Consider the following 26,994-nt stretch of genomic DNA (forward strand, 5'->3'; position numbering starts at 1 on the left):
CGCCATGCAAGACGGATTGCGTGTCCTGTTCGTCGAAGACGAACCCCTGGTACGCCAGGCTACCGCGCAGAGCCTGGAGCTGGCTGGCTTCTCCGTGCTGGCGCTGCCTTCGGCCGAAGCCGCCATGCCGCACCTGTCGCCGGAATTTCCCGGCGTGCTGGTGACGGACGTGCGGCTCACCGGCGCCAGTGGCCTGGACCTGTTGCAGCACTGCCGCAACGCGGCGCCGGGCGTACCCGTGATCCTGGTCACCGGCCACGGCGACATCACCATGGCGGTACAAGCCATGCGCGAAGGCGCCTATGACTTTATCGAGAAGCCCTTTGGCGCCGACCGCCTGACCGAGACCGTGCGCCGCGCGCTGGAACGGCGCGCGCTCGAACTGGAAAACCGCGCCCTGCGGCGCGAGTTGGCCGGCCCGGCCGCGGGCACCCGTATCATCGGGCGCTCTCCGGCCATCGAGCAGGTGCGCATGCTGGTGGCCAACGTGGCCGCCACCGACGTGCCGGTGATGATCAACGGCGAGACCGGCACCGGCAAGGAGCTGGTGGCGCGCAGCCTTCATGCCTTGTCGCCCCGGCATCAAGCACCGTTCGTCGCGCTGAATTGCGGCGCGGTGCCGGAAGCCATTTTCGAGAGCGAGATGTTTGGCCACGAGGCGGGCGCTTTCACCGGCGCCGGCAAGCGCCGCGTGGGCAAGCTCGAGCATGCCTCGGGCGGCACCCTGTTCCTCGACGAGATCGAAAGCATGCCGCTGGCGCTGCAGGTCAAGCTGCTGCGCGTGCTGCAGGAGGGCACGCTGGAGCGGCTCGGGTCCAATGCGTCGATCGGGATCGATGTGCGCATCGTGGCGGCGGCAAAGGGGGATATGGAGGCGCTGGTGGCGCAAGGCACGTTCCGCCAGGATCTCTACTACCGGCTCAATGTCGTCACCATCCCGCTGCCCCCGCTGCGCGAGCGGCGCGAGGATATCGTGCCGCTGTTCGAGCACTTCATGCTGGTGGCGGCGGTGCGCTACCAGCGCCCCGCTCCTATCCTCTCCGAGCTGCAGCGCCAGGCGCTGATGCAGCGCGCCTGGCCCGGCAATGTGCGCGAGTTGCGCAACGCCGCCGACCGTCTGGTGCTGGGCGTGCCGGAGGGCGGCACGCGCGCCGATGCGCCCGATGACTCCACGCCGCTCAAGGAGCGAATGGAACACTACGAGCGTGCTGTCATCGCCGATACGCTGGCACGCACCGGCGGCGCGGTCAGCCAGGCCGCGGACCTGCTGCAGGTCGGCAAGGCCACGCTGTACGACAAGATCAAGCGCTACGGGTTGTAGGGCAGCCTGCTGTCAACGGCGGCTCAACGCCACATATCCCGCATGCGCCCGGCCAGGTCGAGCCTGGGCAACGGCGCCCTGGCTGGCGCGTCCGCCACCGGCGGGGGCGGCGGCCAGGCGCGGCTGTGGAACAGCGGCATCACCCGGTTGGGCAGGAAGCGCGTGCGCGAAGCGTAGACGTGGCGATCCCCGTAGCCGGTTTGCTGGTGCACATAGAAGCGCTGCGGCACCACGATGTCGAGGTGGTCGCGGGCGCGGGTCATCGCCACATACAGCAGGCGGCGCTCTTCCTCGATTTCCTCGGTGGTGCCGGTGGCCAGGTCCGAAGGCATGCAGCCGTCGACGGCGTTGAGCACGTAGACCGCCTTCCATTCCTGGCCCTTGGCCGAGTGGATGGTCGACAGGATCAGGTAATCCTCGTCGCGCAGTGGCACGCCGGATTCGTCGCTCGATGCATCCGGCGGGTCGAGCGTGAGTTCGGTCAGGAAGCGCTCGCGCGAGGCGTAGGTGGCGGCGATCCGTTCCAGTTGCTGGAGATCGGCCGCGCGTGCGGGAGCGTCGTCGTGCAGGCGTTCCAGATGCGGCTGGTACCACGCCACCACCTGCTCGAAGGCGGAGGGCCACGGCGCGGCCGGCGCCATCAGGCTGCGCGCCAGCGCCAGCAGATCGGGCCATGCCTCGGCAGCGGCCGGCGGTGCATCAAAGGATTCCAGCGCGAACAGCGGCTCGGTGGCGATTTCCACCGCGTCCAGCGCACGCGCGGCGGTTTTTGGTCCCACGCCGGGCAATAGCTGCAGGCTGCGGAAGCCCGCCATGCGGTCGCGCGGATTTTCCAGCCAGCGCACGACCGCCAGCACATCCTTTACGTGCGTGGCTTCCAGGAATTTCAGGCCGCCGAACTTGACGAAGGGGATGTTGCGCCGGACCAGCTCGATCTCGAGCTGCGCGCTGTGGTCGGCGGCGCGGAACAGCACGGCCTGCGACAGCAGCGCCAGCCCGGCCTCGCGCCGCGCCAGGACCTGCTCGACCACGTAGCGGGCCTGGTCCGCTTCGTCGTTGACCACGACGATCTCCGGCTTCTCGGCCGAGCCGCGCTCGGACCACAGGTCCTTGGTATAGCGTTCGGCCGCCAGGCCGATCACCGCATTGGCGGCGGCCAGGATGGGCTGGGTCGAGCGATAGTTCTGCGACAGCGTGACCACGTCCGCGGCCGGTGTGAACTGTCCGGGGAAATCGAGGATGTTGCGCACCGTGGCGCCACGGAAGGCATAGATCGACTGGGCATCGTCACCCACCACGGTCAGGCCGCGTCCGTCGGGCTTGAGCGCGAGCAGGATGGCGGCCTGCCGCGCATTGGTGTCCTGGTACTCGTCCACCAGCACATGGTCGAAGCGCGCGCCCATGTCCTGCGCCAGCACGGGTTCGGCCAGGGCCTGCGCCCAGTAGAGCAGCAGGTCGTCGTAGTCGAGCACCTGCTGCTTCTGCTTGGCCTCCACATAGCCGGCGAACAGCCCGCGCAGCGCATCCGTCCACATGGCATAGCGCGGGAACCATTGCTTGAGCACGTCTTCCAGCGGGGCCTGCGTGTTGACCACGCGCGAGTAGATCGACAGGCAGGTTTCCTTGCGCGGGAAACGCGAGGCCTGCGCGGACAGGCCGAGGTCATGGCGCACCACATTCATCAGGTCGGCGGCATCGCCGCGATCGCAGATGGTGAAGCTGGGCGACAGGCCGAGCGTCTCGGCGTACTCGCGCAACAGGCGCGCGCCGATGGCGTGGAAGGTGCCCGACCACGTCAGCGCGGCGCGGCCCGCGCCGGAGGTCTGCATGCCGAGCGCCTGATCCACGATGCGCTCGACCCGCCGCCCCATCTCCGACGCCGCGCGGCGCGAGAACGTCAGCAGCAGGATGCGGCGCGGATCGGCGCCGCCCAGCACCAGGTGCGCGACCCGGTGCGCCAGCGTGTTGGTCTTGCCCGAGCCGGCGCCGGCGATGATCAGCAGCGGCGCGGCGGGCTCGTGGGTCACGGCCGCGCGCTGTTCCGGGTTCAGGGTGGACAGGTAGGCGGGCGTGGCGCAGGCATCCTGCCTGTTGGCGGGTGCATCGCAAAGCACGGCGCTGGGATCGGGGTCGAGTAACACGGCGGGGCCTTTGGGGATGCCGGGCGTGCAAGTGCGCTGGCCGGCATGGGCGGGGAAAACTGCCGGTAACTGTATATCCATACAGGCGAACTGTGCAAGGCCGGGGCCGTTGCGTGGAGGCTGCCGCAATAAAAAAGGTGCCATGGAAGGCACCTTTCTGGCGGATTCGGGCGGGCTGCGCGGATCAGGCCGCCTTGGCGAGCGCGCCGTCGAGCAGCTTGTGCAGCGCATCCCACTCCGGTTCGCCGACATAGCGCTTTAGGATGCGGCCGTCCTTATCGATCACAAAGGTGGTCGGGGTCAGTTGCACCTCGCCGAAAGCCTTGGCCGCCGCGCCGTCGGAGTCCATCGCCACCTTGAACGGCAACTTGCGGGTTTGCGCATAGTTCATCACGTACATCGGCGGGTCGTAGCTCATTGCCACCGCCACGAACTCCAGGCCCTTGTCCTTGAACTTGTCATAGGTCTTGACCATGTCCGGCATTTCCTTGACGCAGGTGACGCAACTGGTGGCCCAGAAGTTGACCAGGTAGACCTTGCCCTTGAGATCGGCGGTGCTGACCTTCTCGCCCGACAGCAGCGTGAAGGTGGCGGGCGGTGCCGCATTGGCAGGGGCGATGGCGCGGTAGCCGAACCAGCCCAGCACGGCAACCAGCAGCACGGCGGCGATCGCGGGCCAGAGCTTGCGCCGGGCCGGGCTTGCCGCGGGAGGGGCGGTTGGGGAAGTGGAGGTCGTCATGATGCTCGCCGACAGGTCAGACAAGCCGCTATTCTACTGCCGCTGCCGCGGCGCTGCCGGATGCGTGCATGGAGGCGCCCGCGCTGCGGCGATTAGCCGCAGCGCGGGCGTGGATGGTGGGCCGTCCGCCCCGCAGTTCAGTCCGGCGTGGCGGCCAGCGCCGAGCGGGCCTTATCCAGCGCCTGTTCCAGGTAGGCACCGTAGAAGTCAGGCTGCATGCCGCGCAACGGGGTGGCCAGCGAGCGGCCGCGCGCGTCCAGGAAAAGCACCGTGGGCGCCACCGTCACGTTGCGGCTGCGGGCCCATTCACGCGCCGTGGTCATGCTGCCATCCGCATTGCGCAGCGGCGTGTTGGCGGTCATGTCGAGCTCCCGCGCCACGATCTCGCCCGCCGCGGCCTGCGGGCCGAGATAGTTGCGGCGCACGGTTTCGCAGTAAACGCAGTCGGGCAGCGTGACCAGCACCACCAGCGGTTCGCCGCGGGTGGCCGCTGCCTTGGCCTGGGCGGCCAGGTCGGTTGCCGCGGGCAGGTGGGTGCTGGCGGCCAAGGCGCCATGGCTTGTCGTGACCATGAGGGCACCCATCACCGCCGCCGCGGTGCGCAATGCACGGCGTGCGGGCGTCCGGCGCGGTTGCGGCGTGGACGGGACTGACGGGAGGCCTGGCGACGGGATTTGCATGGGCTGGCAATGTGGATGCGCGCTGGCACGCAGGTTCCCCGATAATAGCGGCTTCCGTCCGCATCCGTGGTGCCGCGCCCGCGCGCCCAGGATGCGGGATCGCACAATCCCGGGCACTGTCCCCGGCAATGTCCGCCGAACCGTTGCCGCACGCTGCCGTACCCACTGCCGAGATGTCCCACCGCCGGTTTTCCCGCTTGTTACCGTCCTCGCTTGCTACCGCCCTCGCCGTGACCGCGCTCGGCGCCACGCTGATCGCCTGCTCGCCGCGCTATGACTGGCGCACCATTCAGTCCAACGAAGGCGCGTACGCCGCGCTCTATCCGGGCAAGCCAAGCGGCGCCGCCCGCGAAGTGGCCATTGCCGGGCGCAAGCTGCCGATGACGATGGACGCGGCCCGGATCGACGAAACCCTGTTCGCCGTTGGCGTGGTGACCTTGCCCGCCGACGATGCCGCGATGCGGCAGGCCGCGCTTGAATCGATGCAGGCGGGGTTGCTTGGCAACCTCGGTCCCCACCCCGCGGAAGCGGTCAAGACGCGCAAGGTGAAGGTGATGTCGGCAGCGACACCCGCCGTGGCGCTTGACGGCGTGGAGGTGCAGGTGGCTGCGGTCTCGCCGCAGGACCAGTCGCCTCGCAGGCTGACGGCGCGGCTGGTGGCTTCCGGTGTGCACGTCTACCAGGCGGTTGTGCTGGAGGCCGGCGATGCCGCGCGCGACCAGCGCCAGGCGGAGCAGGTCGACCAGTTCCTCACCGGTTTTCATCCGTTTTAAGCGCTACCGAGCTTTATTGCGCTTTAGCCGGCCCGCAATGCGCGGGCCGATCAGTCCGTTCAAGGGAGTTCATTCATGCGTTGGGAAGTTTGGCTGGCTTATTTCGCGGCCTGTTGGGTGATTGCCGTTTCGCCGGGTTCGGGGGCGGTGCTATCGATGAGCCATGGCCTGTCGTACGGGCTGCGCAAGACCACCACTACGATCTTCGGCTTGCAGACCGGCCTGGTGATCATCCTGCTGGTGGCGGGCGGCGGCCTGGGCGCGCTGCTGCTGGCGTCCGAGCATGCGTTCGCCGTGGTCAAGACGATCGGTGCGCTCTACCTGATCTACATCGGCGTGCAGCAGTGGCGCGCCCGCGTGGATAGCGCCCCGGATGAGGCGGCGCAGGGCCAGGAGGCGCCGCGCGTTGCCGCGCTGAGTCCGCGCCGCCGTTTCGCCACCGGCTTCCTGACCAATGTGACTAATCCCAAAGGCATCATCTTCATGGTCGCGGTGCTGCCGCAGTTCATCGACCCGGCCCATGCGCTCGCGCCCCAGCTCGCCATCCTGGCCGTGACGATGTGCGCCGTGGACCTGGTGGTGATGCATGGCTACGCGTTGCTGGCCTCGCGCATGCGCGGCCTGTTCCGCAATGCGCGCGCGGTGCGCTGGCAGAACCGGATCTTCGGCAGCGTGCTGGTGGCCGTGGGCACCGCGCTGTTCTTCGTCCGGCGCCATCCGGCTTGAAGAAGCGGGGCCGGCATCCGCGCCGGCCCGCTCTGCCGATCTGGCGCTAGCTTCCCGCAGGTGCGTTTGCTTCAATAGGTAGGACGACCCAAGCGGAGGTAAGCAATGCGAAGCTCTTCCACCCTGCAGGCCAGGTTGCATGCACGCCCGGCCCATACCGTGCCGCCGGACGAGGAGCCGCCGCCGCCGGGCATTCCGCCCGATCTCCCACCCATCGAACACCCACCGCCGCCGACGGAGCCGCCGGTGGCGGTGCCTCCGCCCCGGCGTGGCTGAGTGCGAACCGGACGCGCGCCGTTGCTACGGCGTGCGCAGCGCCCGCCGGTACTGGATGGCCTCGCCCACATGGCTGGGCTGCAATAGCTCGGCTCCCGCCAGGTCGGCAATCGTGCGGGCGATCTTCAGCGCCCGGAAATAGGCGCGCGCCGACCAGGCCAGCTTGGTCATGGCGCCGCGCAGCAAGGCTTGCGCCTCGGGCGTGAGCGGACAGTGCTCGTCGATCTCACGTCCTGAGAGCGCCGCGTTGGGTTTGCCCTGGCGCGCGTGCTGCAGGGCGCGGGCGGCCAGCACGCGCTGGCGCACCTCGGCGCTGGACTCGCCGGGAGGGCCATCGAGCATTTCGCGCTGATCCTGGGCAGGTACCTCCACTTGCAGATCGATCCGGTCGAGCAGCGGCCCCGACAGCCTGGACTGATAGCGCAGCACCTGGTCCGGCGTGCAGCGGCAGGGACGCGACGGGTGTCCCAGGTAGCCGCACGGGCACGGATTCATGGCGGCCCTCAAACTGGAACCGGGCGGGGAAGTCGGCCTGGCGCGTGGCGCGCGAGATGGTGACGCGGCCCGATTCGAGGGGCTCGCGCAGGACCTCCAGCACCCGGCGGTCGAATTCCGGGTTCATCCAGGAACAGCACGCCTTGATGGGCCAGCGAGATCTCGCCGGGGCGAGGGTTGCTGCCACCGCCCACCAGCGCCGCCGCCGAAGCGGTGTGGTGCGGCGACCGGTAGGGCCGCTCGCGCCAGCGGGCGGGGTGGAAGCCGGCGGCGGTGAGGCTCTGCACCGCGGCGGATTCCAGCGCTTCCTCCAGCGTCATCGGCGGCAGCAGGCCGGGAAAGCGCTGCGCCAGCATGGATTTGCCAGTGCCAGGCGGTCCGACCAGCAGGGCCGAGTGCTGTCCAGCGGCCGCGATTTCCATGGCGCGGCGCGCCTGCGGCTGGCCTCGGACGTCGCGCATGTCCGGACCGGCGGGCTCGCCTTCGCCGATCTGCGCAAGCGGTTCCGCACGCGCCAGCCGGGCTTCCGGCAGGGGGCCCAGGTGGGCGCAGACTTCCAGCAGGGAGCGTGCTCCGTAGACCGTGACCCCGTCGATCAAGGCGGCTTCCGGAGCATTTTCTGCGGCTACCACGAAAGTTCGGGGCGGGCCTGCGCCCGATATCTGCCGCGCGGCGTTGTCGCGCCCCAGGCTCATTGCCATGGCCAGCGCCCCGCGCACGGGGCGCAACTCCCCGGATAGCGACAACTCGCCGGCGAACTCGCTGGCATCCAGCCCGTCCAGCGGGACCTGGCCACTGGCGGCCAGGATGCCGAGTGCGATCGGCAGGTCGAAGCGTCGATTCCTTGGGCAAATCCGCGGGGGCCAGGTTTACCGTTGCCGGCTGGGAAACTCGAAGCGGCTGTTGAGGATGGCCGGGCGGACCCGCTCACGGCTTTCACGCACCTCGGTATCGGCCAGCCCGACGATCGTGAAGGCGGGAAGGCCGTTGGCCAGGTGCGCCTCGACCGATACCAGCGGTGCCTCAAGGCCGGTCAACGCGCGGCTACGCAGCAGTGCGAGGCTCATCTCACTCCGAAAGCGTCAAGGATGTGTTAACGAAAATGGCCGCCGGAATACGGCGGCCATCGGTCGGGATCTTGGCCCAGGTTCATCTGACCACCTGGGCGAGCGTGCGGCGCAGCAAGGGCTTCAGCCGGAAACAGGCGTGTCGGACCCGCCTGCCGCGCGGCTTTCCAGCGCCTGCACGCGGGCTTCCAGTTCTTCCAGCCGCGCGCGGGTGCGCGCCAGCACCTGCGATTGCACATCGAATTCCTCGCGGGTGACCAGGTCGAGCTTGGAAAACCCTTGCGTCATCATGCTGCGCACGTTTTTCTCGATGTCCTTGGCGGGCGAGTTGCGCAAGGCCTCGCTGATCTTGGCCTGGAAATCGTTGAACAGGTCGGTGGGCTTCATTGTGATTCTCCTTTTGCACCGCCTTGGTGCGTGTAATTGGGTGAGCGGATTCGGCGTGCAGCATCGCGGTGCACCGTAATGGGGTGCGGACGAAGGCGGTGCGCGCACGGCACTTGCCGCCGGCATGGGCCGATTATCGCGCTTCAGGCGTCGCCGGGAAAGCGCCGGCGCGGGCTGGTAACACCTTTTAACGTTACTGCGCTCGCCGGGAGCTAGCCAGTACAGTCATTCAAAGCGTCTATATGGGCACAAATAATAATTTGTAATCATCGTTTTCAGCCTGGCACGGCAGTTGCAGTAATGGTGGCGGGAGTGTCGTTTCGCAGATCCTTCTTAAACACACAAATACCGAGCCAGAGGAAAAGGAGAGCAAACCCATGAAGAAGTTGGCCCTTGCAGTCAGCGCCAGTGCAGTTGTGCTTTGCGGGCTCACCCCCGCAGCATTCGGCCAGAGCAGCGCGCAGGAGGGCGGTGCACCTGCCGACGCCGCTGCCGCCGCCGAAGCCTCGCCGCACACCTTCACCGCCAACGTGACCTTGGCCAGTGAGTATCGCTATCGCGGCTTGATGCAGACCAACCGCCGCCCGGCCATCCAGGGCGGGTTTGACTACGCGCATTCGAGTGGCTTCTACGTGGGCAACTGGAACTCGAGCATCAGCTGGCTCGGTGACAGCAATCCGCAAGTCTCGGCGCCGATCGAGATGGACTTCTACGGCGGCTTCAAGAACACGGTGACGCTGGGCGGCCTGGAGTGGAACTATGACGTAGGCGTGCTGCAGTACTACTACCCGGGCGACTACCCGAACGGCTTTACGCGCCCGTACACCACGGAAGTGTATGTCGGCGCCGGCTACGGTCCTGTGTTCTTCAAGTATTCGCAGGCGCTGACCAACCTGTTCGGATTCGCCGACAGCAAGTACAGCTACTACGCCGACCTGTCGGCCAATGTGCCGCTGAATTTCTGGGACCTGACGCTGAATGCCCACGTGGGCTACCAGAACGTGAAACACGTGAACAGCGCCTCGTACACGGACTGGAAGCTGGGGCTGACCAAGGACCTGGGCAAAGGCTTCGCACTGGCGATCGCCTATATCGACACCAATGCCCACAACTCGGTCTACACCAATACGTCCGGCCGCTATGTCGGCAAGGCGACGGCCTGGGCTTCAATCACCAAGACTTTCTAAACACGCATCAGGTTGAGCGGGCGCCGGACGCACGCCGGGCCGTCCCGCTCAGAGGAGAAATCGGATGAAACTGATCATCGCCGTCATCAAGCCGTTCAAGCTCGACGAGGTGCGCGAAGCGCTCTCGGATGTGGGCGTGTCCGGCATCACCGTGACTGAAGTCAAGGGCTTCGGTCGCCAGAAGGGTCACACCGAACTGTACCGGGGCGCGGAGTACATCGTGGATTTCCTGCCCAAGGTGAAGATCGAAGTGGCCGTCCCGGACGACGTGGTCGATCGGGCCATCGAGGCGATCGAGAAATCGGCGCGGACCGGCAAGATTGGCGACGGCAAGATCTTTGTCGCGCCCATCGAGCAGGTCATCCGCATTCGTACCGGCGAGACCGGCGGCGACGCGCTGTGACGCACAGCCCAACGACAAGAGGTTAATCACAATGAAATCCTGGTTCAAGCGCATCCTGACAACCGGCGCCGTGGCGCTGGCCCTGGGCACGGCCGGCATCGGCCTGTCCACCCACGCCGTGGCGCAGGACAAGCCCGCGCCCGAAGCCTCCGCGCCGGCCGCTGCCACCGCCGTACCTGCAACTGCCCCTGCTCCCGCGGCAGCGGCGGCTGCGCCTGCAGATGCTGCCGCTCCCGCCGCAGCGCCGGCACCGGTGCCCAACAAGGGCGATACCGCGTGGCTGCTGGTTTCCACGGCCTTCGTGATCCTGATGACGCTGCCGGGCCTGGCACTGTTCTACGGCGGCCTGGTCCGCTCGAAGAACATGCTGTCGGTGCTGATGCAGTGCCTGGTGATCTTCTCGCTGGTGTCGCTGCTGTGGGCCATCTACGGCTACAGCTTCGCCTTCACCGAGGGCAACGCCTTCTTTGGCGGCACCGACCGGCTCTTCATGAAGGGGCTCAACGTCGATGCCGTGGCTGCCACCTTCAGCAAGGGCGTGGTGGTGCCAGAACTGGCTTACTTCGCATTCCAGTGCGCTTTCGCGGCCATTACCTGCGGCCTGATCATTGGCGCCTTCGCCGAACGCGCCAAGTTCTCGGCCGTGCTGGTGTTCGTGGTGCTGTGGTTCACCTTCTCGTACATCCCGATGGCCCATATGGTCTGGTTCTGGCCCGGTCCTGACCTGTACACCGACGCGGCAGCAGGTACCGCAGCCACCGCCAAGGCTGGCTGGCTGTTCCAGAAGGGCGCGCTCGATTTCGCCGGCGGCACGGTGGTGCACATCAACGCAGCCGTCGCTGGCCTGGTGGGTGCCTTCATGTTCGGCAAGCGCATCGGTTTCGGCCGTGAGGCCCTGCGTCCGCACAGCCTGACCTTCACCATGGTCGGCGCCTCGCTGCTGTGGTTCGGCTGGTTCGGTTTCAACGCCGGTTCGGCGCTGGAAGCCAACGGTTCGGCCGCGCTGGCCTTCGTCAACACGCTGCTGGCGACCTGCGCCGCAGTGCTGTCCTGGACCTTCGGTGAATGGATCAGCAAGGGCAAGCCCTCGATGCTGGGCGGCGCTTCGGGCGCGGTGGCAGGCCTGGTGGCCATCACCCCGGCGGCCGGCTTCGTGGGCCCGATGGGCTCCATTGTGATCGGTATCGCCGCTGGCCTGCTGTGCCTGTGGGGCGTGACCGGCCTGAAGAAGCTGCTGGGCATGGACGACTCCCTGGATGTCTTCGGCGTGCACGGCGTGGGCGGCATCCTGGGTGCGTTGCTGACCGGCGTGTTTGCCTCGCCGAGCCTGGGCGGCACGGGGATCTACGACTACGTGACCAACAAGGTGGCGGACGACTATTCGATCATGGGCCAGTTGTGGATCCAGTTCGAAGGCGTGCTCACCACCATCGTGTGGTCGGGCGTGGTGGCCTTCGTGGCCTTCAAGCTGGTGGATATGCTGATCGGCCTGCGGGTGCCGGAAGAAGAAGAGCGCGAGGGCCTGGATATCACCTCGCACGGCGAGACCGCGTATGAAGCCTGATTGTAAAGGTGTTGTGCTGGAGAGCTGATTGGGAATCTTCTCTCAGGAGTTTCGCCCGGCCTTGTGCCGGGCTTTTTTCATTCAGGCGCCCGCTTTGTGGCGGTATCGGGGCGCATCCTGCCGTCATTGGCCGGGATGGCGGCACTGTTCTTCGCAAAGTGCTTAAATCCGATCTTAAAAAGCTTCAATTGTTTTCAGGGGGTAGCGCACATACAGTGCGAGTGAGGCAGTTTCCTCCACCTGCAGAACGCTCCCCGTATCTGTCAGGCCATTTGAAAGCGCGGCTCCGGTCGCGCTTTTTTTTTCCTGCCCGCGGCCCTCGCCGGCAGGTCGCCCGGAAGTGCCTCCGATTGCTCCTGCGCCCACCCCCCTTTTATTCCTGAGCCGCACCCCCATATCCGTATCCCTTATCCCTTATCCCTTATGCTGTCGCTCGCATATGCTTATTCAGGCGGCGCCAGCAGCCAATTGGCCGTTCCTCTACAATCTGGGCGAACGATAAAGACGATCACTAGGATGTATATGGTCCCGCATCTCATCACCGCGCTGAACGGTCCGCTGCTCGAGCTGGAAAAAAAGATCCTGGATGCGACGCCGTCCATCGAGCGCTGGTTCAGGCTGGAATGGCAGGAACATACGCCTCCGTTCTACTGTTCGGTCGACCTGCGCAATGCCGGCTTCAAGCTGGCCCCGGTCGATACCAACCTGTTCCCCGGCGGCTTCAACAACCTTGCGCCCGAAATGTTGCCGCTGGCGGTCCAGGCGGCCATGGCGGCAATAGAGAAGATCTGCCCGGACGCCAAGAACCTGCTGCTGATCCCCGAGCGCCACACCCGCAACATGTTCTACCTGCAGAACGTGGCGCGGCTGTCGCTGATCATGCGCCAGGCCGGTCTTAATGTCCGCCTGGGCTCGCTGTCCGAAGACATCACCGAACCGACCCCGATCGAGTTGCCCGACGGCCAGACGCTGGTGGTGGAGCCGCTGGCCCGCCTGGGCGCGCGCGGTCGCCGCCTGGGGCTGAAGGACTTCGATCCCTGCTCGATCCTGCTCAACAACGATCTCTCCGCCGGCATTCCGCCGATCCTGGAGAACATCAACGAGCAATACCTGCTGCCGCCGCTGCACGCGGGCTGGTCGACGCGCCGCAAGTCGAGCCATTTCGCCGCCTACGACGAGATTGCCAAGAAGTTCGCCAAGCTGATCGACGTCGATCCGTGGATGGTCAACCCGTACTTCGCCAAGTGCTCGGGGATCGATTTCCACGAGCGCGTGGGTGAAGAGGCACTGGCCGACTCGGTCGAAGGCGTGCTCAAGAAGATCGCCAAGAAGTACCGCGAGTACGGCATCAAGGAAACCCCCTATGTGGTGGTCAAGGCCGATGCCGGCACCTACGGCATGGGCATCATGACCATCAAGGATCCTTCCGAAATCAAGGGGCTGAACCGCAAGGAACGCAACAAGATGAGCGTCGTCAAGGAAGGCCTTGAGGTCAACGACGTCATCATCCAGGAAGGGGTGCACACCTTCGAGAAGGTCAACGAGGCGGTGGCCGAGCCGGTGGTGTACATGATCGACCGCTATGTGGTCGGCGGCTTCTACCGCGTCCATACCGGCCGCGGCAACGACGAGAACCTGAATGCGCCGGGCATGCATTTCGTGCCGCTGGCCTTCGCGCCCAACGGCATTCCCGACAGCCATGCCAAGCCTGGCGCGGCGGTGCCGAACCGTTTCTACATGTACGGCGTGGTGGCGCGGCTGGCCTTGCTGGCGGCGTCGCTGGAACTCGAGAAGACCGACCCGAATCCGATTCTCTGAATTGCCTGAGATGGCGCTGTCCTGGTGGCGGCGCCTTGACGCGCCGCGCAATTCGCGCGGCAACCCTGCGACCGGGACGAGCCATCATGCGTATTCTGTTTATTACCGACCCGCTGCACACCTTCAAGACCTACAAGGATTCGACCTACGCCATGATGGTCGAGGCGGTTGAGCGCGGGCACGAGCTGTTTTCTTGCCTGCAGTCGCAGTTGTCGCTGTCGGCCGACCAGGTAGAGGCGGTCGTGCATCCGCTGCAACTCACAGGCGATCCGCATGACTGGTACCGCACCGGCGAGGCCAGCCTGCAGCCCCTCACCGGCTTCGACGCCGTGCTGATGCGCAAGGATCCGCCGTTCGACATGGAATACGTCACCAGCACCTGGCTGCTGGAACTGGCGGAGTCGCAGGGCGCCAATGTGTTCAACAAGCCGCAGGCGGTTCGCGACCATTCCGAGAAGCTGGCGATTGCCCAGTATCCCGAATTCATTACGCCGACGCTGGTCACGAGGGATGCCGATCGCATCCGCGCTTTCCACGCGGAGCATCGCGATGTCATTCTCAAGCCGCTCGACGGCATGGGCGGGATGGGAATCTTCCGGGTTGGCCCGGACGGCATGAACCTTGGCGCCATCATCGAGACCCTGGGCGAGGACGGAGCGCGCACCCTGATGGTGCAGCGCTATATCCCCGCCATCAAGGACGGCGACAAGCGCATCCTGCTGATCGGCGGCGTGCCCGTGCCGTATTCGCTGGCCCGCATTCCCAAGGATGGCGAAGTGCGCGGCAACCTGGCCGCGGGTGGTACCGGGCGCGCCCAGGAGCTTTCCGCGCGCGACCGCGAAATCGCCGAGTCGCTGGCGCCGGGCCTGTGGGAGCGCGGTTTGCTGCTGGTCGGGCTGGATGTGATCGGCGATTACCTCACCGAAGTAAATGTGACGAGTCCAACCTGTTTTCAGGAAATCACCCAGCAGACCGGCTTCCAGGTCGCCGCCATGTTTATCGATGCGCTGGAGCAAGCCGTGCAGGCCCGTGGCCGCTGAGCTGTTGGCGCCGCGCCAAACCGGGGCGCCGAGCTGAATCTCCGGCCAGCGTGCCTGCTACAATCGCGTCAATCCAACGGATTCACCACCATGGCAGGCATCCTGATCATCGCGCACGCCCCGCTGGCTTCGGCATTGCGCGAGTGCGCCGCCCACGTCTACTGCGGCCAGCCGCAACGGCTTGAAGCCATCGACGTCATGCCCGACGCCGAGCCCGCGGCCGTGCTTGCCGAAGCCCGGCGGCGCCTGGCCGAGGTCAGCGAAGACAATGGCGCGCTGGTGTTGACCGATATCTTTGGTGCCACGCCGGCCAATATCGCGGCCCGCCTCGCCGAGCCGGGCCGCGTCAAGGTGCTCGCCGGCGTCAATCTTCCCATGCTGGTGCGCGCCATTTGCTACCGTACCGAGAAACTCGACCAGCTTGCCCTCAAGGCGCTGGCGGGAGGCTCGCAGGGTGTGTTGCAGGTAGGCTCCACCACCGTCCAGAACCAGATCGCAAATCATCCCGACAAATATGCTGCAGAGGGACACCAACATCATCAATAAGCTCGGGCTGCATGCACGGGCTTCCGCCAAGCTGACGCAACTGGCGGGTAACTTCGTCAGTCAGGTCAAGATGTCGCGCAATGGTCGGCAGGTCGACGCCAAGAGCATCATGGGCGTGATGATGCTGGCCGCGGGCATCGGCTCCACCGTGACCATCGAGACTGACGGGCCCGATGAGCAAGAGGCGATGGACGCGTTGCTGGCGCTCATCGCCAACCGCTTCGGCGAAGGAGAATAGGAAGCCGATCCGGGATGAAGGCGGCGGCACGGAACGCCGCGGCGCGCCTGGCCAGGGCCGCTTCGTTTCATCCTGGCACCGCTTCCAAGGTTGCTGGCCCTGGCCAGACTTTTTAAACGTTCCTGACGGAGCGGTACATGCCATTTGCCCTGCACGGCATCCCGGTCTCGCGCGGCGTCGCCATCGGGCGCGCGCATTTGCTGGCGCCTGCTGCGCTTGATGTCTCCCATTACCTGGTCGACGAAGACCGGCTTGAGGCCGAGGTGGAACGCCTGCGCTCGGCACGCGCGGCGGTGCGGGCCGAACTGGTCACGCTAAAGCGCGATCTCCCGCGCGAAGCCCCGGAAGAGCTGGGCGCCTTCCTTGATGTGCATGCGATGATCCTCGACGACGAGGCGCTTGCGCGCGAGCCCGAGGCACTGATCCGCAACCGGCGCTATAACGCCGAATGGGCGCTGACCACGCGGCTCGAAGAATTGATGCGGCAGTTCGACGAAATCGAGGACGAATACCTGCGCGAACGCAAGGCGGATATCCGCCAGGTGGTCGAGCGCATTCTCAAGGTGCTGGCCGGCGCGGCCGTGCTGGCGCCGGCCCCGGTGCCGCCTTCGTCGCTGGCGCCCGATGGCGAGCCGGCACCCGGCGTGATCGTGGTGGCCCACGACATCTCGCCGGCCGACATGCTGCAGTTCCGCCATACCGTGTTCCACGGCTTCGTGACCGATCTCGGCGGGCGCACCTCCCATACCGCCATCGTCGCGCGCAGCCTCGACATCCCTGCCGCGGTGGGCGTGCAAAGCGCCAGCGAACTCATCCGCCAGGACGACTGGGTCATCATCGACGGCGACGCAGGCCTGGTCATCGTCGATCCGTCGGCCATCATCCTCGAGGAATACCGGCACAGGCAGAGCGAGCGGGCGCTGGAGAAAAAGCGCCTGCAACGCCTGCGCCATACGCCTGCCGTGACGCTGGACGGGCTTGAGATCGACCTGCTGGCCAATATCGAGATGTCTGAAGACGCGACCGCGGCGCTGACCGCCGGCGCGGTCGGCGTGGGCCTGTTCCGCTCGGAATTCCTGTTCATGAACCGACGCGGGGAGCTGCCCGACGAGGAAGAGCAGTTCCAGGCATATCGCGGCGCGGTGGACGCCATGCATGGGCTGCCGGTCACCATCCGCACCATCGATATCGGCGCCGACAAGCCGCTGGATGGCCGGGAGGGACGCGATGGGCGCGGCGACGATTTCGAGACTGCGCTCAATCCGGCGCTGGGCTTGCGCGCGATCCGCTGGTCGCTGTCCGAGCCGGCCATGTTCCTGACCCAGCTGCGTGCATTGCTGCGGGCCTCGGCCTTCGGGCCGGTGCGGCTGCTGATCCCGATGCTGGCCCACGCGCGCGAGATCGACCAGACCCTGGACCTGATCGCGCAGGCCAAGCGCCAGCTTGACGTCCGTGGCCAGGCTTTCGACCCGTATATCAAGGTCGGGGCGATGATCGAGATCCCGGCCGCCGTGCTGATGCTGCCGCTGTTCCTGCGGCGCATGGATTTCCTCTCCATCGGCACCAACGACCTGATCCAGTACACGCTTGCCATCGACCGCGCCGACAACGCCGTGGCTCATCTCTATGACCCGCTGCATCCGGCGGTGCTGCAGCTGATCGCGCGTACCATCCGCGAGGCCAACCACGCCGGCGTGCCGGTGGCGGTGTGCGGCGAAATGGCCGGAGATCCCGCCATGACCCGGCTGCTGCTCGGTATGGGGTTGCGCGAGTTCTCGATGCATCCTTCGCAGTTGCTGCGGGTCAAGCAGGAAGTCCTGCATGCCGACTGCGAGCGGCTGGAACGGCTGGTCGAGCAGGTGCTGAGCGCCTACGAGCCGGAGGAACTGGCCTGCGCGCTGAAGCAGCTCTGATTGCGACTGACAACCCTGAGCGGACTAAGGTTTTTCGGGAAATACAACACTCTTTGCGGGCTTTGAAAATCACTTTTAGGCGACTTGTGACGCCACCTTAATCCACGATTTCCCGCGTAAGTGCCGTGTTATTGGCATGTACATTTTGTGGATTAATGGGAATTGTTATCATTTTCGATCTCTGATATTCTGACGTACATCGCGGGTGACATGCCGGTGTCACCCCTCTCCCAAGGAGGGATTTGTGTACGTTTGCATCTGCAATCAGGTTACTGACCGAGAAATCCATGGGGCCGCGCATCTTGGCGTGGCCACGCTCGACGAGCTGGCTGAAACGCTGGGCGTGGGCACCTGCTGTGGCCGTTGCCGCGAATGCGCGCAACAGGTCCTTTGCGAAGGCGTTGCCGCGGTCCGCAATGTCAAGGTCGCCACCATCCAGGTCGTGGACATTTCCTCCTGTTCGCCTTCGGGCCCACGTGCCATAATGGACACTCGGGACCCGGCAGTCGCGAACGATCAGCGTACCGAGCTGGTTGCTTGAACTCGCCCGTAACTATCAGGTTACGGCGTGTTTTCGCTTGTTCAGACTGCATGCGGCGCGTCTTGCGCCGCTTCGCGTTTTTGCGGGGGCCCGTAGCTACAGGAGCCTCCTATGAAAGGTGACAAGAAGGTCATCCAACATCTGAACGCGCAGCTGAAGAACGAGCTGACCGCGATCAACCAATACTTCCTGCATGCTCGCATGTACCGCCACTGGGGCCTCAAGAAGCTCGGCGACGTGGAGTACAAGGAATCCATCGGCGAGATGAAGCACGCCGATCGCCTGATCGACCGCATCCTCATGCTCGATGGGCTGCCCAACCTGCAAGACCTCAACAAGCTGCTACTGGGTGAAGACACCCCCGAAATGCTCAAGTGCGACCTGAAGCTCGAGCAAGGCGCGCATGCCACCGTCAAGGAAGGCATCGCTTACTGCGAATCGGTGGGCGACTACGTTAGCCGCGAGATCCTGGTCGACATCCTGACCGACACCGAAGAGCATATCGAGTACCTGGAAACGCAGCTCGACCTGATCGACAAGGTTGGCCTGCCGAACTATCTGCAGTCGCAGATGGAGCCGGGCGAGCAATAATCCGCCCAGCAGTCGGCCGCGGGTTCGCAAGAACGCAGTGGCCGCGCCCGCGCGGCGCCGTTCGGTGCTGCCGCCTCTCCCCGCATCCGGGTAGTAACCCTTCTCATTCGGATTCCCATTCCTTGCCAGTCGCTTCGCAGCCATCGCCGTTGCCGTGCCTGCGCCAGCTTGCCCGCAATTCGCGCGTGCAGCGGCGAGAGGCGCCAGATAGCATATAGGGTGCAGATGAGCCAGCGCACGCATTCGCAAACGCCACGAAACAGGAGCCGAGGATCATGGCAGAACCCATTCGCCTGACGCAGTACAGCCATGGTGCCGGCTGCGGCTGCAAGATATCGCCACAGGTGCTCGATGTGATCCTGGCCGGCAGCGGCAATCAGCATCTCGACCCACGCCTGTGGGTCGGCAATGCCTCCCGCGACGACGCGGCCGTCTACGCGCTGGACGGGCTGGATCACGGCCGCGGCGTGGTTTCCACCACCGATTTCTTCATGCCGATCGTCGATGATCCCTTCGACTTCGGACGCATCGCCGCTACTAATGCCATCAGCGACATTTATGCGATGGGGGGCGATCCGTTGCTGGCCATCGCCATCCTCGGCTGGCCGGTGAAGTTGCTGCCACCCGAGGTGGCGCGCGAGGTGGTGGCCGGTGGTCGGCGCGCCTGCGAGGATGCCGGCATCCCGCTTGCCGGCGGGCATTCCATCGATGCTCCGGAGCCCATCTTCGGGTTGGCGGTGACGGGCGTGGTCGACCGCGCGCACCTGAAGCGAAATGATACCGCCGCCGCGGGGTGCCGCCTTTACCTGACCAAGCCGCTGGGCATCGGCGTGTTGACCACGGCCGAGAAGCTGGGCCGGCTGCGCGCGCAGGATGCGCACCTGGCGCGTGACTGGATGTGTGTGCTCAATCGCCCCGGCAGCCGTTTTGGCAAGCTGGCCGGCGTGCGGGCCATGACGGATGTGACCGGCTTTGGCCTGCTAGGGCACCTGGTTGAAATGGCCGATGGCAGCCGCCTTACCGCTCGCCTCGACTACTCGGCGGTGCCGCTGCTGCCGGAGGTATTGCGCTATGTGGAGGCCGGCTGCGTGCCTGGCGGTACGCAGCGCAACTTCGATAGCTATGGCGCGCGGATCGGCGCCGGCATCGGCAACCAGGGCAGTGCGCTAAGCGAGGTGCAACGCGCCGTGCTGTGCGATCCGCAAACCAGCGGCGGTTTGCTGGTGGCGGTCGAGCCTGCGGGTGAAGCCGAATTCCACGCTGCCTGTGCCGAGTCCGGCCTGGCATTGGCACCGGTTGGTGAGATGGTGGCGCAGGGCCAGTACGCCGTCGAGGTAATCTGATGCGCGACGATGCGTGCGATTTCCGCCGGCTCTTCCTGTCCGGTGCCGCTTTGCTCGATGTACGCGCGCCGGTGGAATTCGCGCGCGGTGCGTTCCCCGGCGCGGTCAACCTGCCGCTGATGGACGACGACGAGCGCCACCAGGTGGGTTTGTGCTACCAGGAGCAGGGGCAGCAGGCCGCGATCGCGCTGGGCCACCGCCTTGTGAGCGGCGACGTCCGCGCCGCGCGCACCGCCGCCTGGGCGGCGTTTGCGCGGGCGCATCCGGAGGGCTATCTGTATTGCTTCCGGGGAGGCATGCGTTCGCAGATCGTGCAGCAGTGGCTGCGCGAGGATGCCGGCATCGCCTATCCGCGCGTGACGGGTGGCTACAAGGCAATGCGCGCTTACCTGATCGACGTCATCGATGCCGCCGCCGCCGAGTGCGGCCTGCTGATACTGGGCGGACTAACGGGCAGCGGCAAGACCGAGCTGATCGCCGACCTGATGGCCAGCCAGGATGCGGCCATCGACCTGGAGGGCGAGGCCCGTCATCGCGGCTCCAGTTTCGGCCGGCGCGCGGTCGCGCAGCCCACGCAAATCGATTTCGAGAACGATCTGGCGGTCGCGCTGTTGCGCCACCGCGCGAGCGGGCGTGCCGCCCTGGTGGTCGAGGACGAAGGGCGCTTCATCGGCGCCCGGAACCTGCCGCAGTCCTTCTACCTCGCCATGCAGGCGGCGCCGCTGGTCTGGCTCGAGGAGCCTTTCGAGGCGCGCGTGGATCGTGTGCTCGAGGACTACGTGCTTGGCCTGTCGCAGGAATTCATCGGGGCGCTTGGCGAGGAGGCGGGATTCGCCGCTTATGCCGCACGCCTGCGGGATGCGATGGCGGCAATATCCAGGCGGCTCGGCGGAGCCCTCTACGAGCGGCTCTCGGACTTGCTGGGGCAGGCGCTGGAGCGCCAGGCCGAGTCGGGCCATACCGAGCTGCACCGGGGATGGATCGGGGTTTTGCTGCGGCAATACTACGATCCCATGTATGCCTACCAGCGCGAGCGACGCGAGGCCAGGATCGTGTTCCGCGGCGAGCGCGCCGCCGCGCTCGCCTTCCTGCGCGAGCGCACGCGCGCATGACTGGCGCTTAGTGGCCGGCGTCCCCGTGGGCCTCGCCGCCGCAGACTTCGCAATCCGGCACGCGCCCAAGGCGCATGGTGGTCCATTCCATGCCGAGCGCATCGACCATCAGCAGCCGGCCGGCCAGGGTGGTGCCGATCCCCATCAGCAGTTTGAGCGCCTCCGCCGCTTGCACGGTGCCGACCATGCCCACCAGCGGCGCGAATACGCCCATGGTGGCGCAGGCCACTTCCTGCGCCGGCTGTGAGGGCGGGAACAGGCAGGCATAGCAGGGCGCGCCCGGCTGGCGGCGGTCGAACACGCTGATCTGCCCGTCGAAGCGCAGCGCAGCGCCGGATACCAGCGGCACGTTGTGCCGCACGCAGGCGCGGTTGACCGCTTGGCGCGTGTCGAAGTTGTCGCAGCAATCGAGCACCACATCGGCCCCGGCCACCAGTTGCGCCAGTTCGGCGGCGCCCACGCGAGCCCGCACCAGGCGGACGTCGATGCCGGGGTTGATGCGCAGCATGCCTTCGCGCGCGGATTCCACCTTGGGCCGGCCGACATTGGCGGTGGTGTGGATGACCTGGCGCTGCAGGTTGGTCAGGTCGACCACGTCGTCATCGACCACGGTAATGGTGCCAACGCCGGCGGAGGCCAGGTAGGGCAGGGCTGCGGCGCCCAGGCCACCGGCGCCAATCACCAGCGCGTGGCTGGCCAGCAGCCGGCTCTGTCCCTCGATGCCGAGTTCGTCGAGCAGGATATGCCGCGAATAGCGCAGCAGTTGATCGTCGTTCATGGCGTGCAATGCAAAAGCGGCCCCGCGGGGCCGCTGTCGTCCATCAGGTTTTCAGGGAGCCTTGCCGGTCGGCGTGCCCAGCGGCGTTCCAATCGGAGCGCTCGCCGGCGGGGCGCTGGCCGGTGTCTTGCCGCCAGCTTTGGCCGGGTTGGTGCCAGACTTCGCGGATGCCGGCTTGGCCGGCTTGTCCGACACGGCCACGGCTTCGAGCTTGGACTTCGAACGCTTGACCGGCTGCCCTTCGAGCTGCGCGATCGCCTGCTGCAGCATGAAGTCCTCGGCCGAACCGAATTCGATCGGCTTCTTCTTGCGTTCCTTGTCGCGCTCTTCCGGCGACTTCTTGGCGTTTTCTTCTTCCAGCCGGCGCAGCTCCTCGACGCGGCGCTGCTCGCGCTCGTTCATCTCGGGCTCCTCCGATTCCTGCTTGTTATGCAGGTGGCGCTCGGTGTCGATTTCGCGCGTGATCAGCGCGTCGTCAGGATCGCCTTCCGGGTTCTGGTCGACCGGGATGTCCGGGCGGATGCCCTTGGCCTGGATCGATTTGCCCGTCGGCGTGTAGTAATACGCGATGGTCAGCTTGATGCCGGTGTCGTTGGTGAGCGGACGCACGGTCTGCACCGAGCCCTTGCCGAAGGTGGTCTTGCCCATGATCAGCGCACGCTTGTGATCCTGCAGCGCACCGGCGACGATTTCGGAGGCCGACGCCGAGTAGGCGTTGGTCAGCACCACCATCGGGATCTTCTTGTACAGCGCCGGCAGGCTCTTGAGCGGATCGTCTTCGAGGGACGACAGCCGGTAGTTGTTGAACGTGGTCTTATAGACGCGCTTGGCGTCGGGCACCTGGCCGTTGGTCGAGACCACGGTCACATCTTCGGGCAGGAACGCTGCCGCCACCCCGACCGCACCTTGCAGCACGCCGCCGCCGTTATTGCGCAGGTCCAGGATCACGCCCTTCAGGTTCGGGTTCTTTTGCGCCAGTTCGTCCAGCTTCTTGCCCAGGTCCGCCACGGTGCGTTCCTGGAAGCTGGTCAGCCGCACCCAGGCGAGCTTGTCGTTGTCGATGAGCTTGGCCTTGACCGACTGCACGCGGATCTCGGCGCGCGTGATCGACACCGGGAAAGTGCGTTCCTCGCTCTTGCGATAGATGGTCAGCGTGACCTTGGTGCCAGGTTCGCCGCGCATGCGCTTGACAGCCTGTTCGAGCGGCAGGCCGCGCACGGGTTTGTCGTCGATACGGGTGATCAGGTCGCCGGGCTGGATGCCGGCACGGAAGGCGGGTGTGTCTTCGATCGGGTTGATCACCTTGACCAGCCCTTCTTCCTGGGAGATCTCGATCCCCAGGCCGGCGAAGCGGCCGCGCGTGCCTTCCTGCAGTTCCTTGAAATCCTTCTCGTCCAGATAGGCCGAATGCGGATCCAGGCTGGCGACCATGCCCTTGATGGCTTCAGTCAGCAGCTTCTTGTCATCGACCGGCTCTACGTACTCGCGCTTGATCTGGCCAAAGATGTCCGCCATCAGGCGCAGTTGCTCCAGCGGCAGGGGCCCTGAAGAGTTCTGCGCAGTGGCGGATAGCTGCAGCGTGGCGAGCACGCCGGCAACGAGTCCGGCAGAAACAAGACTTATGTTCTTGAGCGTCTTACGCATGAGGGCTGCCTGAACGTGTGAGGATTGTGCTGTGTCGGAGCCGGCCTGGCGTATCACACCGGCCGGTTTTGTCCGACAGTATAAGAGGGAGCGGCAAAAAAGGCCTGATCCACTGCATGAGGCGGCCGGGCGATGCACCTGGGCGGCGCCCGGCCGGCCCTTGCCTCAGCGTGCCTTGCCCTGGTTCGCCACGGCGGCCAGGGAGGCGGCGATCGCTTCCTGGTCGCCCAGGTAGTAATGACGCAGCGGGCGCAGGTCGGCGTCCAGCTCGTACACGAGCGGGGTGCCATTGGGGATATTGATGCCAACGATATCGTCATCCGAGACCTGGTCCAGGTACTTCACCAGCGCACGGATGCTGTTGCCATGGGCTGCGATCACCACGCGCTTCCCCGATTTGATGTCTGGCGCAATGGATTCGTTCCATAGCGGCAGCACGCGGGCCACCGTGTCCTTCAGGCATTCGGTCAGCGGGATCTGCTCGTGCGGCACCTGGGCATAGCGCGGATCGTCGTACGCGGCGCGCGGATCGTCCGTTTCGAGCGCCGGCGGCGGCGTGTCGTAGCTGCGGCGCCATACCAGCACCTGCTCGTCGCCGAACTTGGCGGCGGTCTCGGCCTTGTTCAGGCCCGACAGCGCGCCGTAGTGGCGTTCGTTCAGGCGCCATTCGTTCCGGACCGGGATCCACATCAGGTCCATTTCGTCCTGCACGTGCCACAGCGTGCGGATAGCGCGCTTCAGCACCGAGGTATAGGCTACGTCGAAGCCCAGGCCGGCTTCGCGCAGCAGCTTGCCTCCCAGCTTGGCCTGGGCCACGCCGGTGTCGGTCAGGTCGACGTCGACCCAGCCAGTGAAGCGGTTTTCGAGATTCCACGTGGATTCGCCGTGGCGGATGAGAACGAGTTTGTACATGCTGCTTCCAAAGCGTGAGAAACGTGTGTGCGCCATGCCACATACCGCCGCAGTTGTGTCAAGTAGGAGACAATGGCGGGTCGCGGGCACGAAACCGTCTATTTTATAATGCCGCCGACTCAACCCACCGGAATGCCAACGTGAATTTCTTCGCCGACTACAACAACCTTGCCTTGATCGCCCTCGCCGTGGTGTCGGGCGGCCTGCTGGCCTGGCCCGCCATCACGCGCGGAACCGCCGGCAAGACCGTCAATCCGGCCGCCGCGACCCAGCTGATCAACAAGCGCAATGCGGTGGTCGTGGATATCCGGGAAGCCACCGAATACGCCAAGGGTCACCTGCCGCAAGCCAAGAGCGCGCCACTCGCGGACCTTCCCAGCCGTGCCGCCGGCCTTGCAAAGGACAAATCCGTCCCAATCATCGTCGTGTGCCAGACCGGCCAGCGCTCGGGTAAGGGTCAAGCAGCCTTGAAGGAAGCCGGTTACAGTGAGATCTATTCGCTCGAAGGCGGCCTGGCCGCCTGGCAGCAAGCCGGCCTGCCCGTAGTCAAGTAAGGGGCGCCTGAAGCGGTTCCGGGGGCACGCCCCGTCGCCGCGCCAGCAGGGCGCCCGTCTTTGTCCGGTGTGGCGCAGTCCTGGCTTGCCGGCACCCGAGCTACGTCCAAAATCCCGTTTTTCAAGGAGAACCGCATGGCCCGCGTTGTGATGTACAGCACGGTAGTTTGTCCGTATTGCCAGATGGCCGAGCGCCTTCTGAAGGCCAAGGGCGTGGAGGCGATCGAGAAGATCCTGATCGATCGCGAGCCCGGCAAGCGCGAGGAAATGATGACGCGCACAGGCCGCCGCACCGTGCCGCAGATCTACATCGACGAGACCCATGTGGGCGGCTTCGACGACCTCTCGGCGCTCGATCGCCAGGGCGGGCTGGTGCCCCTGCTGGTTGCCTGAAGGCCCCCCAGCCTCGGCGCGGGTGAATTCGTCACCCGCGTCATGTACCATATGCGTTTTCCAACCGGGTGCCGACCCGGGCCGTTAGCCAGGGCCATTCCAGCCCGTGGCGCAGATGGTCCGTACGCCAGGTGCCCAACGCCTCTTTCCGGAAGCCTTTCATGAGCGACCAGCAAAACAATCAGCAGGAAGACCAGCCGTTCTTCAACATCCAGCGTGTGTACCTGAAGGACATGTCGCTCGAACAGCCGAATTCGCCCGGCATCTTCCTCGAGACCGAAGCACCGGCCGTGGAAGTGCAGGTGAACGTGGGTGCCTCGCAGTTGCAGGAAGGCATCTTCGAGGTGGTGGTGACCGGTACCGTGACCACCAAGGTGCAGGACAAGGTTGCCTTCCTGGTGGAAGCGCACCAGGCCGGCATCTTCGATATCCGCAACGTGCCGGTGGAGCAGCTCGACCCGCTGCTGGGCATCGCTTGCCCGACCATTCTCTACCCGTACCTGCGTGGCAATATCGCCGACGTGATCACCCGCGCCGGCTTCCAGGCCATCCACCTGTCGGAAATCAACTTCCAGGCGCTGTACGAGCAACGCCTGCAGGCAGCCATGGAAGAAGCCGAAGCCGCCCAGGGCGGCAGCAGCGGCATCGTGATGCCCGACGGCAGCCAGGCTCGTCACTGATCCTGCGGTAGTCAGTTGCAAAGACGGGGCCTCGGCCCCGTTTTGTCTTTCCGGCCCGCGTTACGTGACGAATGCGGCTTTGAAGCTGAATCAGCGAGGCGAACCGCCATGAAAATCACTGTCTTCGGTGCTGGTGCCTGGGGCACCGCGCTCGCCAGCCATGCCGCCGCGGCCCACGATGTGGTGCTGTGGGGGCGTGACGCCACGCAGCTGGCAGGCATCGGCGCCGACCGCGTCAATGCGACCTACCTGCCCGGCGTACCGTTGACCGGGCGGCTGGCGGTCGAGCCGGATTTCGAGCGTGCCGCGGCGCATGCCGATGTTGAACCCGATGGTCTCGTGATCGTGGCCACGCCGGTCTCGGGCCTGCGCGAAATGACGCGCAGGCTGGCAGCGCGCCAGACCGGGGCGTTGCGCATGCTCTGGCTGTGCAAGGGCTTCGAGGCAGGCACCAATGCACTGCCGCACCAGATGGTGCGCGAAGAGCTCGATGCCGCCGGCCGTCTGCATGACACCAGCTACGGGGTGCTGACGGGCCCCAGTTTCGCCCGCGAGGTGGCGCTTGGCCTGCCGTGCGCGCTGACCGTGGCGGGCACGTCGCCCGCGCTCGCGGAACTGGCGCAGCATGCATTCCATCACCATGCCATGCGCATCTACGGCAGCGACGACCTGGTCGGCGCCGAGGTAGGCGGCGCGGTCAAGAACGTGCTGGCGATCGCCACAGGCGCCAGCGACGGGCTGGGCCTGGGCCTGAACGCGCGCGCCGCGCTGGTGACGCGCGGCCTGGCCGAGATGACGCGGCTGGGCATGGCGCTGGGCGGCCGTGTTGAAACCTTCATGGGTCTGGCGGGCATGGGCGACCTGATCCTGACCGCCACGGGCGACCTCTCGCGCAACCGCAAGGTTGGTCAGCAACTGGCCGAGGGCAAGACGCTGGCGCAGATCCTGGCCGAACTGGGCCACGTTGCCGAAGGCGTGCGCTGCGCGCAGGCGGTGGCGGCGCTGGCAGCGGCAAAGGGCGTCGATATGCCGATCACGCGCGCGGTTTGCGCGGTGCTCTTCGAAGGGCTGCCCGCCGCCGATGCGGTGGCGCAGCTGCTGCAGCGCGACGCACGCTATGAGTGAGCGTGTG

28 protein-coding genes and 2 pseudogenes are annotated in these 26,994 nt (G+C 65.9%); 20 read left to right on the forward strand and 10 right to left on the reverse strand.

Annotated elements, in window-relative coordinates:
• Positions 1 to 4: 4 nt before the first annotated feature.
• The gene (locus ACZY0R_RS17130) at positions 5 to 1,321 is read left to right on the forward strand and encodes a sigma-54-dependent transcriptional regulator (protein ID WP_488859841.1); all 1,317 of its coding nucleotides are present in this window, start codon (positions 5 to 7) and stop codon (positions 1,319 to 1,321) included.
• Between the two features lie 23 nt (positions 1,322 to 1,344).
• Here ACZY0R_RS17130 and ACZY0R_RS17135 read toward each other — a convergent pair whose 3' ends face one another.
• From ACZY0R_RS17135 to ACZY0R_RS17145, 3 genes are all read right to left on the reverse strand, one after another.
• On the reverse strand, positions 1,345 to 3,462 hold the full coding sequence (locus ACZY0R_RS17135) for an ATP-dependent helicase (RefSeq protein WP_488859843.1): 2,118 nt from the start codon (positions 3,460 to 3,462) through the stop codon (positions 1,345 to 1,347).
• Between the two features lie 184 nt (positions 3,463 to 3,646).
• Positions 3,647 to 4,201: a TlpA disulfide reductase family protein gene (locus ACZY0R_RS17140; RefSeq protein WP_045236111.1), complete on the reverse strand. Its 555-nt coding sequence runs from the start codon at positions 4,199 to 4,201 to the stop codon at positions 3,647 to 3,649.
• A 137-nt stretch (positions 4,202 to 4,338) separates the two neighbouring features.
• Complete coding sequence (locus ACZY0R_RS17145) at positions 4,339 to 4,773, reverse strand: thioredoxin fold domain-containing protein (protein ID WP_488859845.1); 435 nt, start codon at positions 4,771 to 4,773, stop codon at positions 4,339 to 4,341.
• A 236-nt stretch (positions 4,774 to 5,009) separates the two neighbouring features.
• Between ACZY0R_RS17145 and ACZY0R_RS17150 the strand changes: the two genes are divergently transcribed.
• The 3 genes from ACZY0R_RS17150 to ACZY0R_RS17160 all read left to right on the forward strand — a co-directional run bounded on the left by ACZY0R_RS17150 (position 5,010) and on the right by ACZY0R_RS17160 (position 6,656).
• A complete protein-coding gene (locus ACZY0R_RS17150; protein ID WP_488859847.1) occupies positions 5,010 to 5,654 on the forward strand; it encodes a hypothetical protein in 645 nt (214 codons plus the stop codon).
• A 75-nt stretch (positions 5,655 to 5,729) separates the two neighbouring features.
• The gene (locus ACZY0R_RS17155) at positions 5,730 to 6,380 is read left to right on the forward strand and encodes a LysE family transporter (RefSeq protein WP_488859849.1); all 651 of its coding nucleotides are present in this window, start codon (positions 5,730 to 5,732) and stop codon (positions 6,378 to 6,380) included.
• 105 nt (positions 6,381 to 6,485) lie between these two features.
• A complete protein-coding gene (locus tag ACZY0R_RS17160; protein ID WP_200876850.1) occupies positions 6,486 to 6,656 on the forward strand; it encodes a hypothetical protein in 171 nt (56 codons plus the stop codon).
• Positions 6,657 to 6,680: 24 nt separating this feature from the next.
• Here ACZY0R_RS17160 and ACZY0R_RS17165 read toward each other — a convergent pair whose 3' ends face one another.
• The 4 genes and pseudogenes from ACZY0R_RS17165 to ACZY0R_RS17180 all read right to left on the reverse strand — a co-directional run bounded on the left by ACZY0R_RS17165 (position 6,681) and on the right by ACZY0R_RS17180 (position 8,605).
• Entirely contained in the window at positions 6,681 to 7,151 is a 471-nt protein-coding gene (locus ACZY0R_RS17165) for a magnesium chelatase subunit ChlI family protein (protein WP_488859852.1), read from the reverse strand.
• 61 nt (positions 7,152 to 7,212) lie between these two features.
• Positions 7,213 to 7,278: pseudogene (locus tag ACZY0R_RS17170) on the reverse strand (ATP-binding protein); the annotation flags it as partial.
• Between the two features lie 55 nt (positions 7,279 to 7,333).
• Positions 7,334 to 8,218 (reverse strand): annotated as a pseudogene (locus ACZY0R_RS17175) (ATP-binding protein); the annotation flags it as partial.
• Positions 8,219 to 8,341: 123 nt separating this feature from the next.
• A complete protein-coding gene (locus ACZY0R_RS17180) occupies positions 8,342 to 8,605 on the reverse strand; it encodes an accessory factor UbiK family protein (protein ID WP_045236107.1) in 264 nt (87 codons plus the stop codon).
• Positions 8,606 to 8,982: 377 nt separating this feature from the next.
• Here ACZY0R_RS17180 and ACZY0R_RS17185 point away from each other — a divergent pair, with 377 nt between their 5' ends.
• The 12 genes from ACZY0R_RS17185 to mnmH all read left to right on the forward strand — a co-directional run bounded on the left by ACZY0R_RS17185 (position 8,983) and on the right by mnmH (position 20,901).
• Positions 8,983 to 9,792, forward strand: a complete 810-nt coding sequence (locus tag ACZY0R_RS17185; RefSeq protein WP_488859854.1) for a TorF family putative porin — start codon at positions 8,983 to 8,985, stop codon at positions 9,790 to 9,792.
• A gap of 64 nt (positions 9,793 to 9,856) precedes the next feature.
• On the forward strand, positions 9,857 to 10,195 hold the full coding sequence (locus ACZY0R_RS17190; protein ID WP_006159494.1) for a P-II family nitrogen regulator: 339 nt from the start codon (positions 9,857 to 9,859) through the stop codon (positions 10,193 to 10,195).
• A 31-nt stretch (positions 10,196 to 10,226) separates the two neighbouring features.
• Positions 10,227 to 11,759 (forward strand): ammonium transporter, encoded by a 1,533-nt coding sequence (locus ACZY0R_RS17195; RefSeq protein WP_488859857.1) that lies wholly within the window; start codon positions 10,227 to 10,229, stop codon positions 11,757 to 11,759.
• Positions 11,760 to 12,281: 522 nt separating this feature from the next.
• Complete coding sequence (gshA, locus tag ACZY0R_RS17200; RefSeq protein ID WP_488859859.1) at positions 12,282 to 13,577, forward strand: glutamate--cysteine ligase; 1,296 nt, start codon at positions 12,282 to 12,284, stop codon at positions 13,575 to 13,577.
• Between the two features lie 86 nt (positions 13,578 to 13,663).
• Positions 13,664 to 14,617, forward strand: a complete 954-nt coding sequence (gene gshB / locus ACZY0R_RS17205; protein ID WP_488859861.1) for a glutathione synthase — start codon at positions 13,664 to 13,666, stop codon at positions 14,615 to 14,617.
• 90 nt (positions 14,618 to 14,707) lie between these two features.
• Positions 14,708 to 15,163: a PTS sugar transporter subunit IIA gene (locus ACZY0R_RS17210; protein ID WP_035860999.1), complete on the forward strand. Its 456-nt coding sequence runs from the start codon at positions 14,708 to 14,710 to the stop codon at positions 15,161 to 15,163.
• On the forward strand, positions 15,132 to 15,401 hold the full coding sequence (locus ACZY0R_RS17215) for an HPr family phosphocarrier protein (RefSeq protein WP_035861002.1): 270 nt from the start codon (positions 15,132 to 15,134) through the stop codon (positions 15,399 to 15,401). Before ACZY0R_RS17210 ends, ACZY0R_RS17215 begins: the two co-directional genes overlap by 32 nt.
• Positions 15,402 to 15,538: 137 nt before the next feature.
• Positions 15,539 to 17,314, forward strand: coding sequence for a phosphoenolpyruvate--protein phosphotransferase (gene ptsP, locus ACZY0R_RS17220; RefSeq protein WP_045241378.1), 1,776 nt, complete (start codon positions 15,539 to 15,541; stop codon positions 17,312 to 17,314).
• Between the two features lie 244 nt (positions 17,315 to 17,558).
• Positions 17,559 to 17,855: a (2Fe-2S)-binding protein gene (locus ACZY0R_RS17225; protein WP_045241377.1), complete on the forward strand. Its 297-nt coding sequence runs from the start codon at positions 17,559 to 17,561 to the stop codon at positions 17,853 to 17,855.
• 111 nt (positions 17,856 to 17,966) lie between these two features.
• Positions 17,967 to 18,446, forward strand: coding sequence for a bacterioferritin (gene bfr, locus ACZY0R_RS17230; protein ID WP_488859864.1), 480 nt, complete (start codon positions 17,967 to 17,969; stop codon positions 18,444 to 18,446).
• Between the two features lie 275 nt (positions 18,447 to 18,721).
• Positions 18,722 to 19,789, forward strand: coding sequence for a selenide, water dikinase SelD (gene selD / locus ACZY0R_RS17235; RefSeq protein WP_488859866.1), 1,068 nt, complete (start codon positions 18,722 to 18,724; stop codon positions 19,787 to 19,789).
• Positions 19,789 to 20,901: a tRNA 2-selenouridine(34) synthase MnmH gene (gene mnmH, locus ACZY0R_RS17240; RefSeq protein WP_488859868.1), complete on the forward strand. Its 1,113-nt coding sequence runs from the start codon at positions 19,789 to 19,791 to the stop codon at positions 20,899 to 20,901. Before selD ends, mnmH begins: the two co-directional genes overlap by 1 nt.
• Before the next feature lie 7 nt (positions 20,902 to 20,908).
• On the opposite strand, the gene ACZY0R_RS17245 is transcribed toward mnmH, so the two are convergent.
• The 3 genes from ACZY0R_RS17245 to gpmA all read right to left on the reverse strand — a co-directional run bounded on the left by ACZY0R_RS17245 (position 20,909) and on the right by gpmA (position 24,235).
• Positions 20,909 to 21,679: a HesA/MoeB/ThiF family protein gene (locus tag ACZY0R_RS17245; RefSeq protein WP_488859870.1), complete on the reverse strand. Its 771-nt coding sequence runs from the start codon at positions 21,677 to 21,679 to the stop codon at positions 20,909 to 20,911.
• A 51-nt stretch (positions 21,680 to 21,730) separates the two neighbouring features.
• Complete coding sequence (locus tag ACZY0R_RS17250; RefSeq protein ID WP_488859872.1) at positions 21,731 to 23,323, reverse strand: S41 family peptidase; 1,593 nt, start codon at positions 23,321 to 23,323, stop codon at positions 21,731 to 21,733.
• A 165-nt stretch (positions 23,324 to 23,488) separates the two neighbouring features.
• Positions 23,489 to 24,235 carry a 2,3-diphosphoglycerate-dependent phosphoglycerate mutase gene (gene gpmA, locus ACZY0R_RS17255; RefSeq protein ID WP_045241372.1) on the reverse strand — a complete coding sequence of 249 codons (747 nt, stop codon included), beginning with the start codon at positions 24,233 to 24,235 and terminating at the stop codon, positions 23,489 to 23,491.
• Between the two features lie 140 nt (positions 24,236 to 24,375).
• On the opposite strand from gpmA, the gene ACZY0R_RS17260 reads away from it, so the two are divergent.
• The 4 genes from ACZY0R_RS17260 to ACZY0R_RS17275 all read left to right on the forward strand — a co-directional run bounded on the left by ACZY0R_RS17260 (position 24,376) and on the right by ACZY0R_RS17275 (position 26,987).
• A complete protein-coding gene (locus tag ACZY0R_RS17260; RefSeq protein WP_035861019.1) occupies positions 24,376 to 24,789 on the forward strand; it encodes a rhodanese-like domain-containing protein in 414 nt (137 codons plus the stop codon).
• Positions 24,790 to 24,924: 135 nt separating this feature from the next.
• Complete coding sequence (gene grxC, locus ACZY0R_RS17265; RefSeq protein WP_488859875.1) at positions 24,925 to 25,182, forward strand: glutaredoxin 3; 258 nt, start codon at positions 24,925 to 24,927, stop codon at positions 25,180 to 25,182.
• A 161-nt stretch (positions 25,183 to 25,343) separates the two neighbouring features.
• Positions 25,344 to 25,862, forward strand: coding sequence for a protein-export chaperone SecB (secB, locus tag ACZY0R_RS17270; RefSeq protein WP_441626966.1), 519 nt, complete (start codon positions 25,344 to 25,346; stop codon positions 25,860 to 25,862).
• Between the two features lie 108 nt (positions 25,863 to 25,970).
• Positions 25,971 to 26,987 (forward strand): NAD(P)H-dependent glycerol-3-phosphate dehydrogenase, encoded by a 1,017-nt coding sequence (locus tag ACZY0R_RS17275; protein ID WP_488859877.1) that lies wholly within the window; start codon positions 25,971 to 25,973, stop codon positions 26,985 to 26,987.
• Positions 26,988 to 26,994 lie beyond the last annotated feature (7 nt).

This window comes from Cupriavidus sp. F041, from assembly GCF_057814235.1.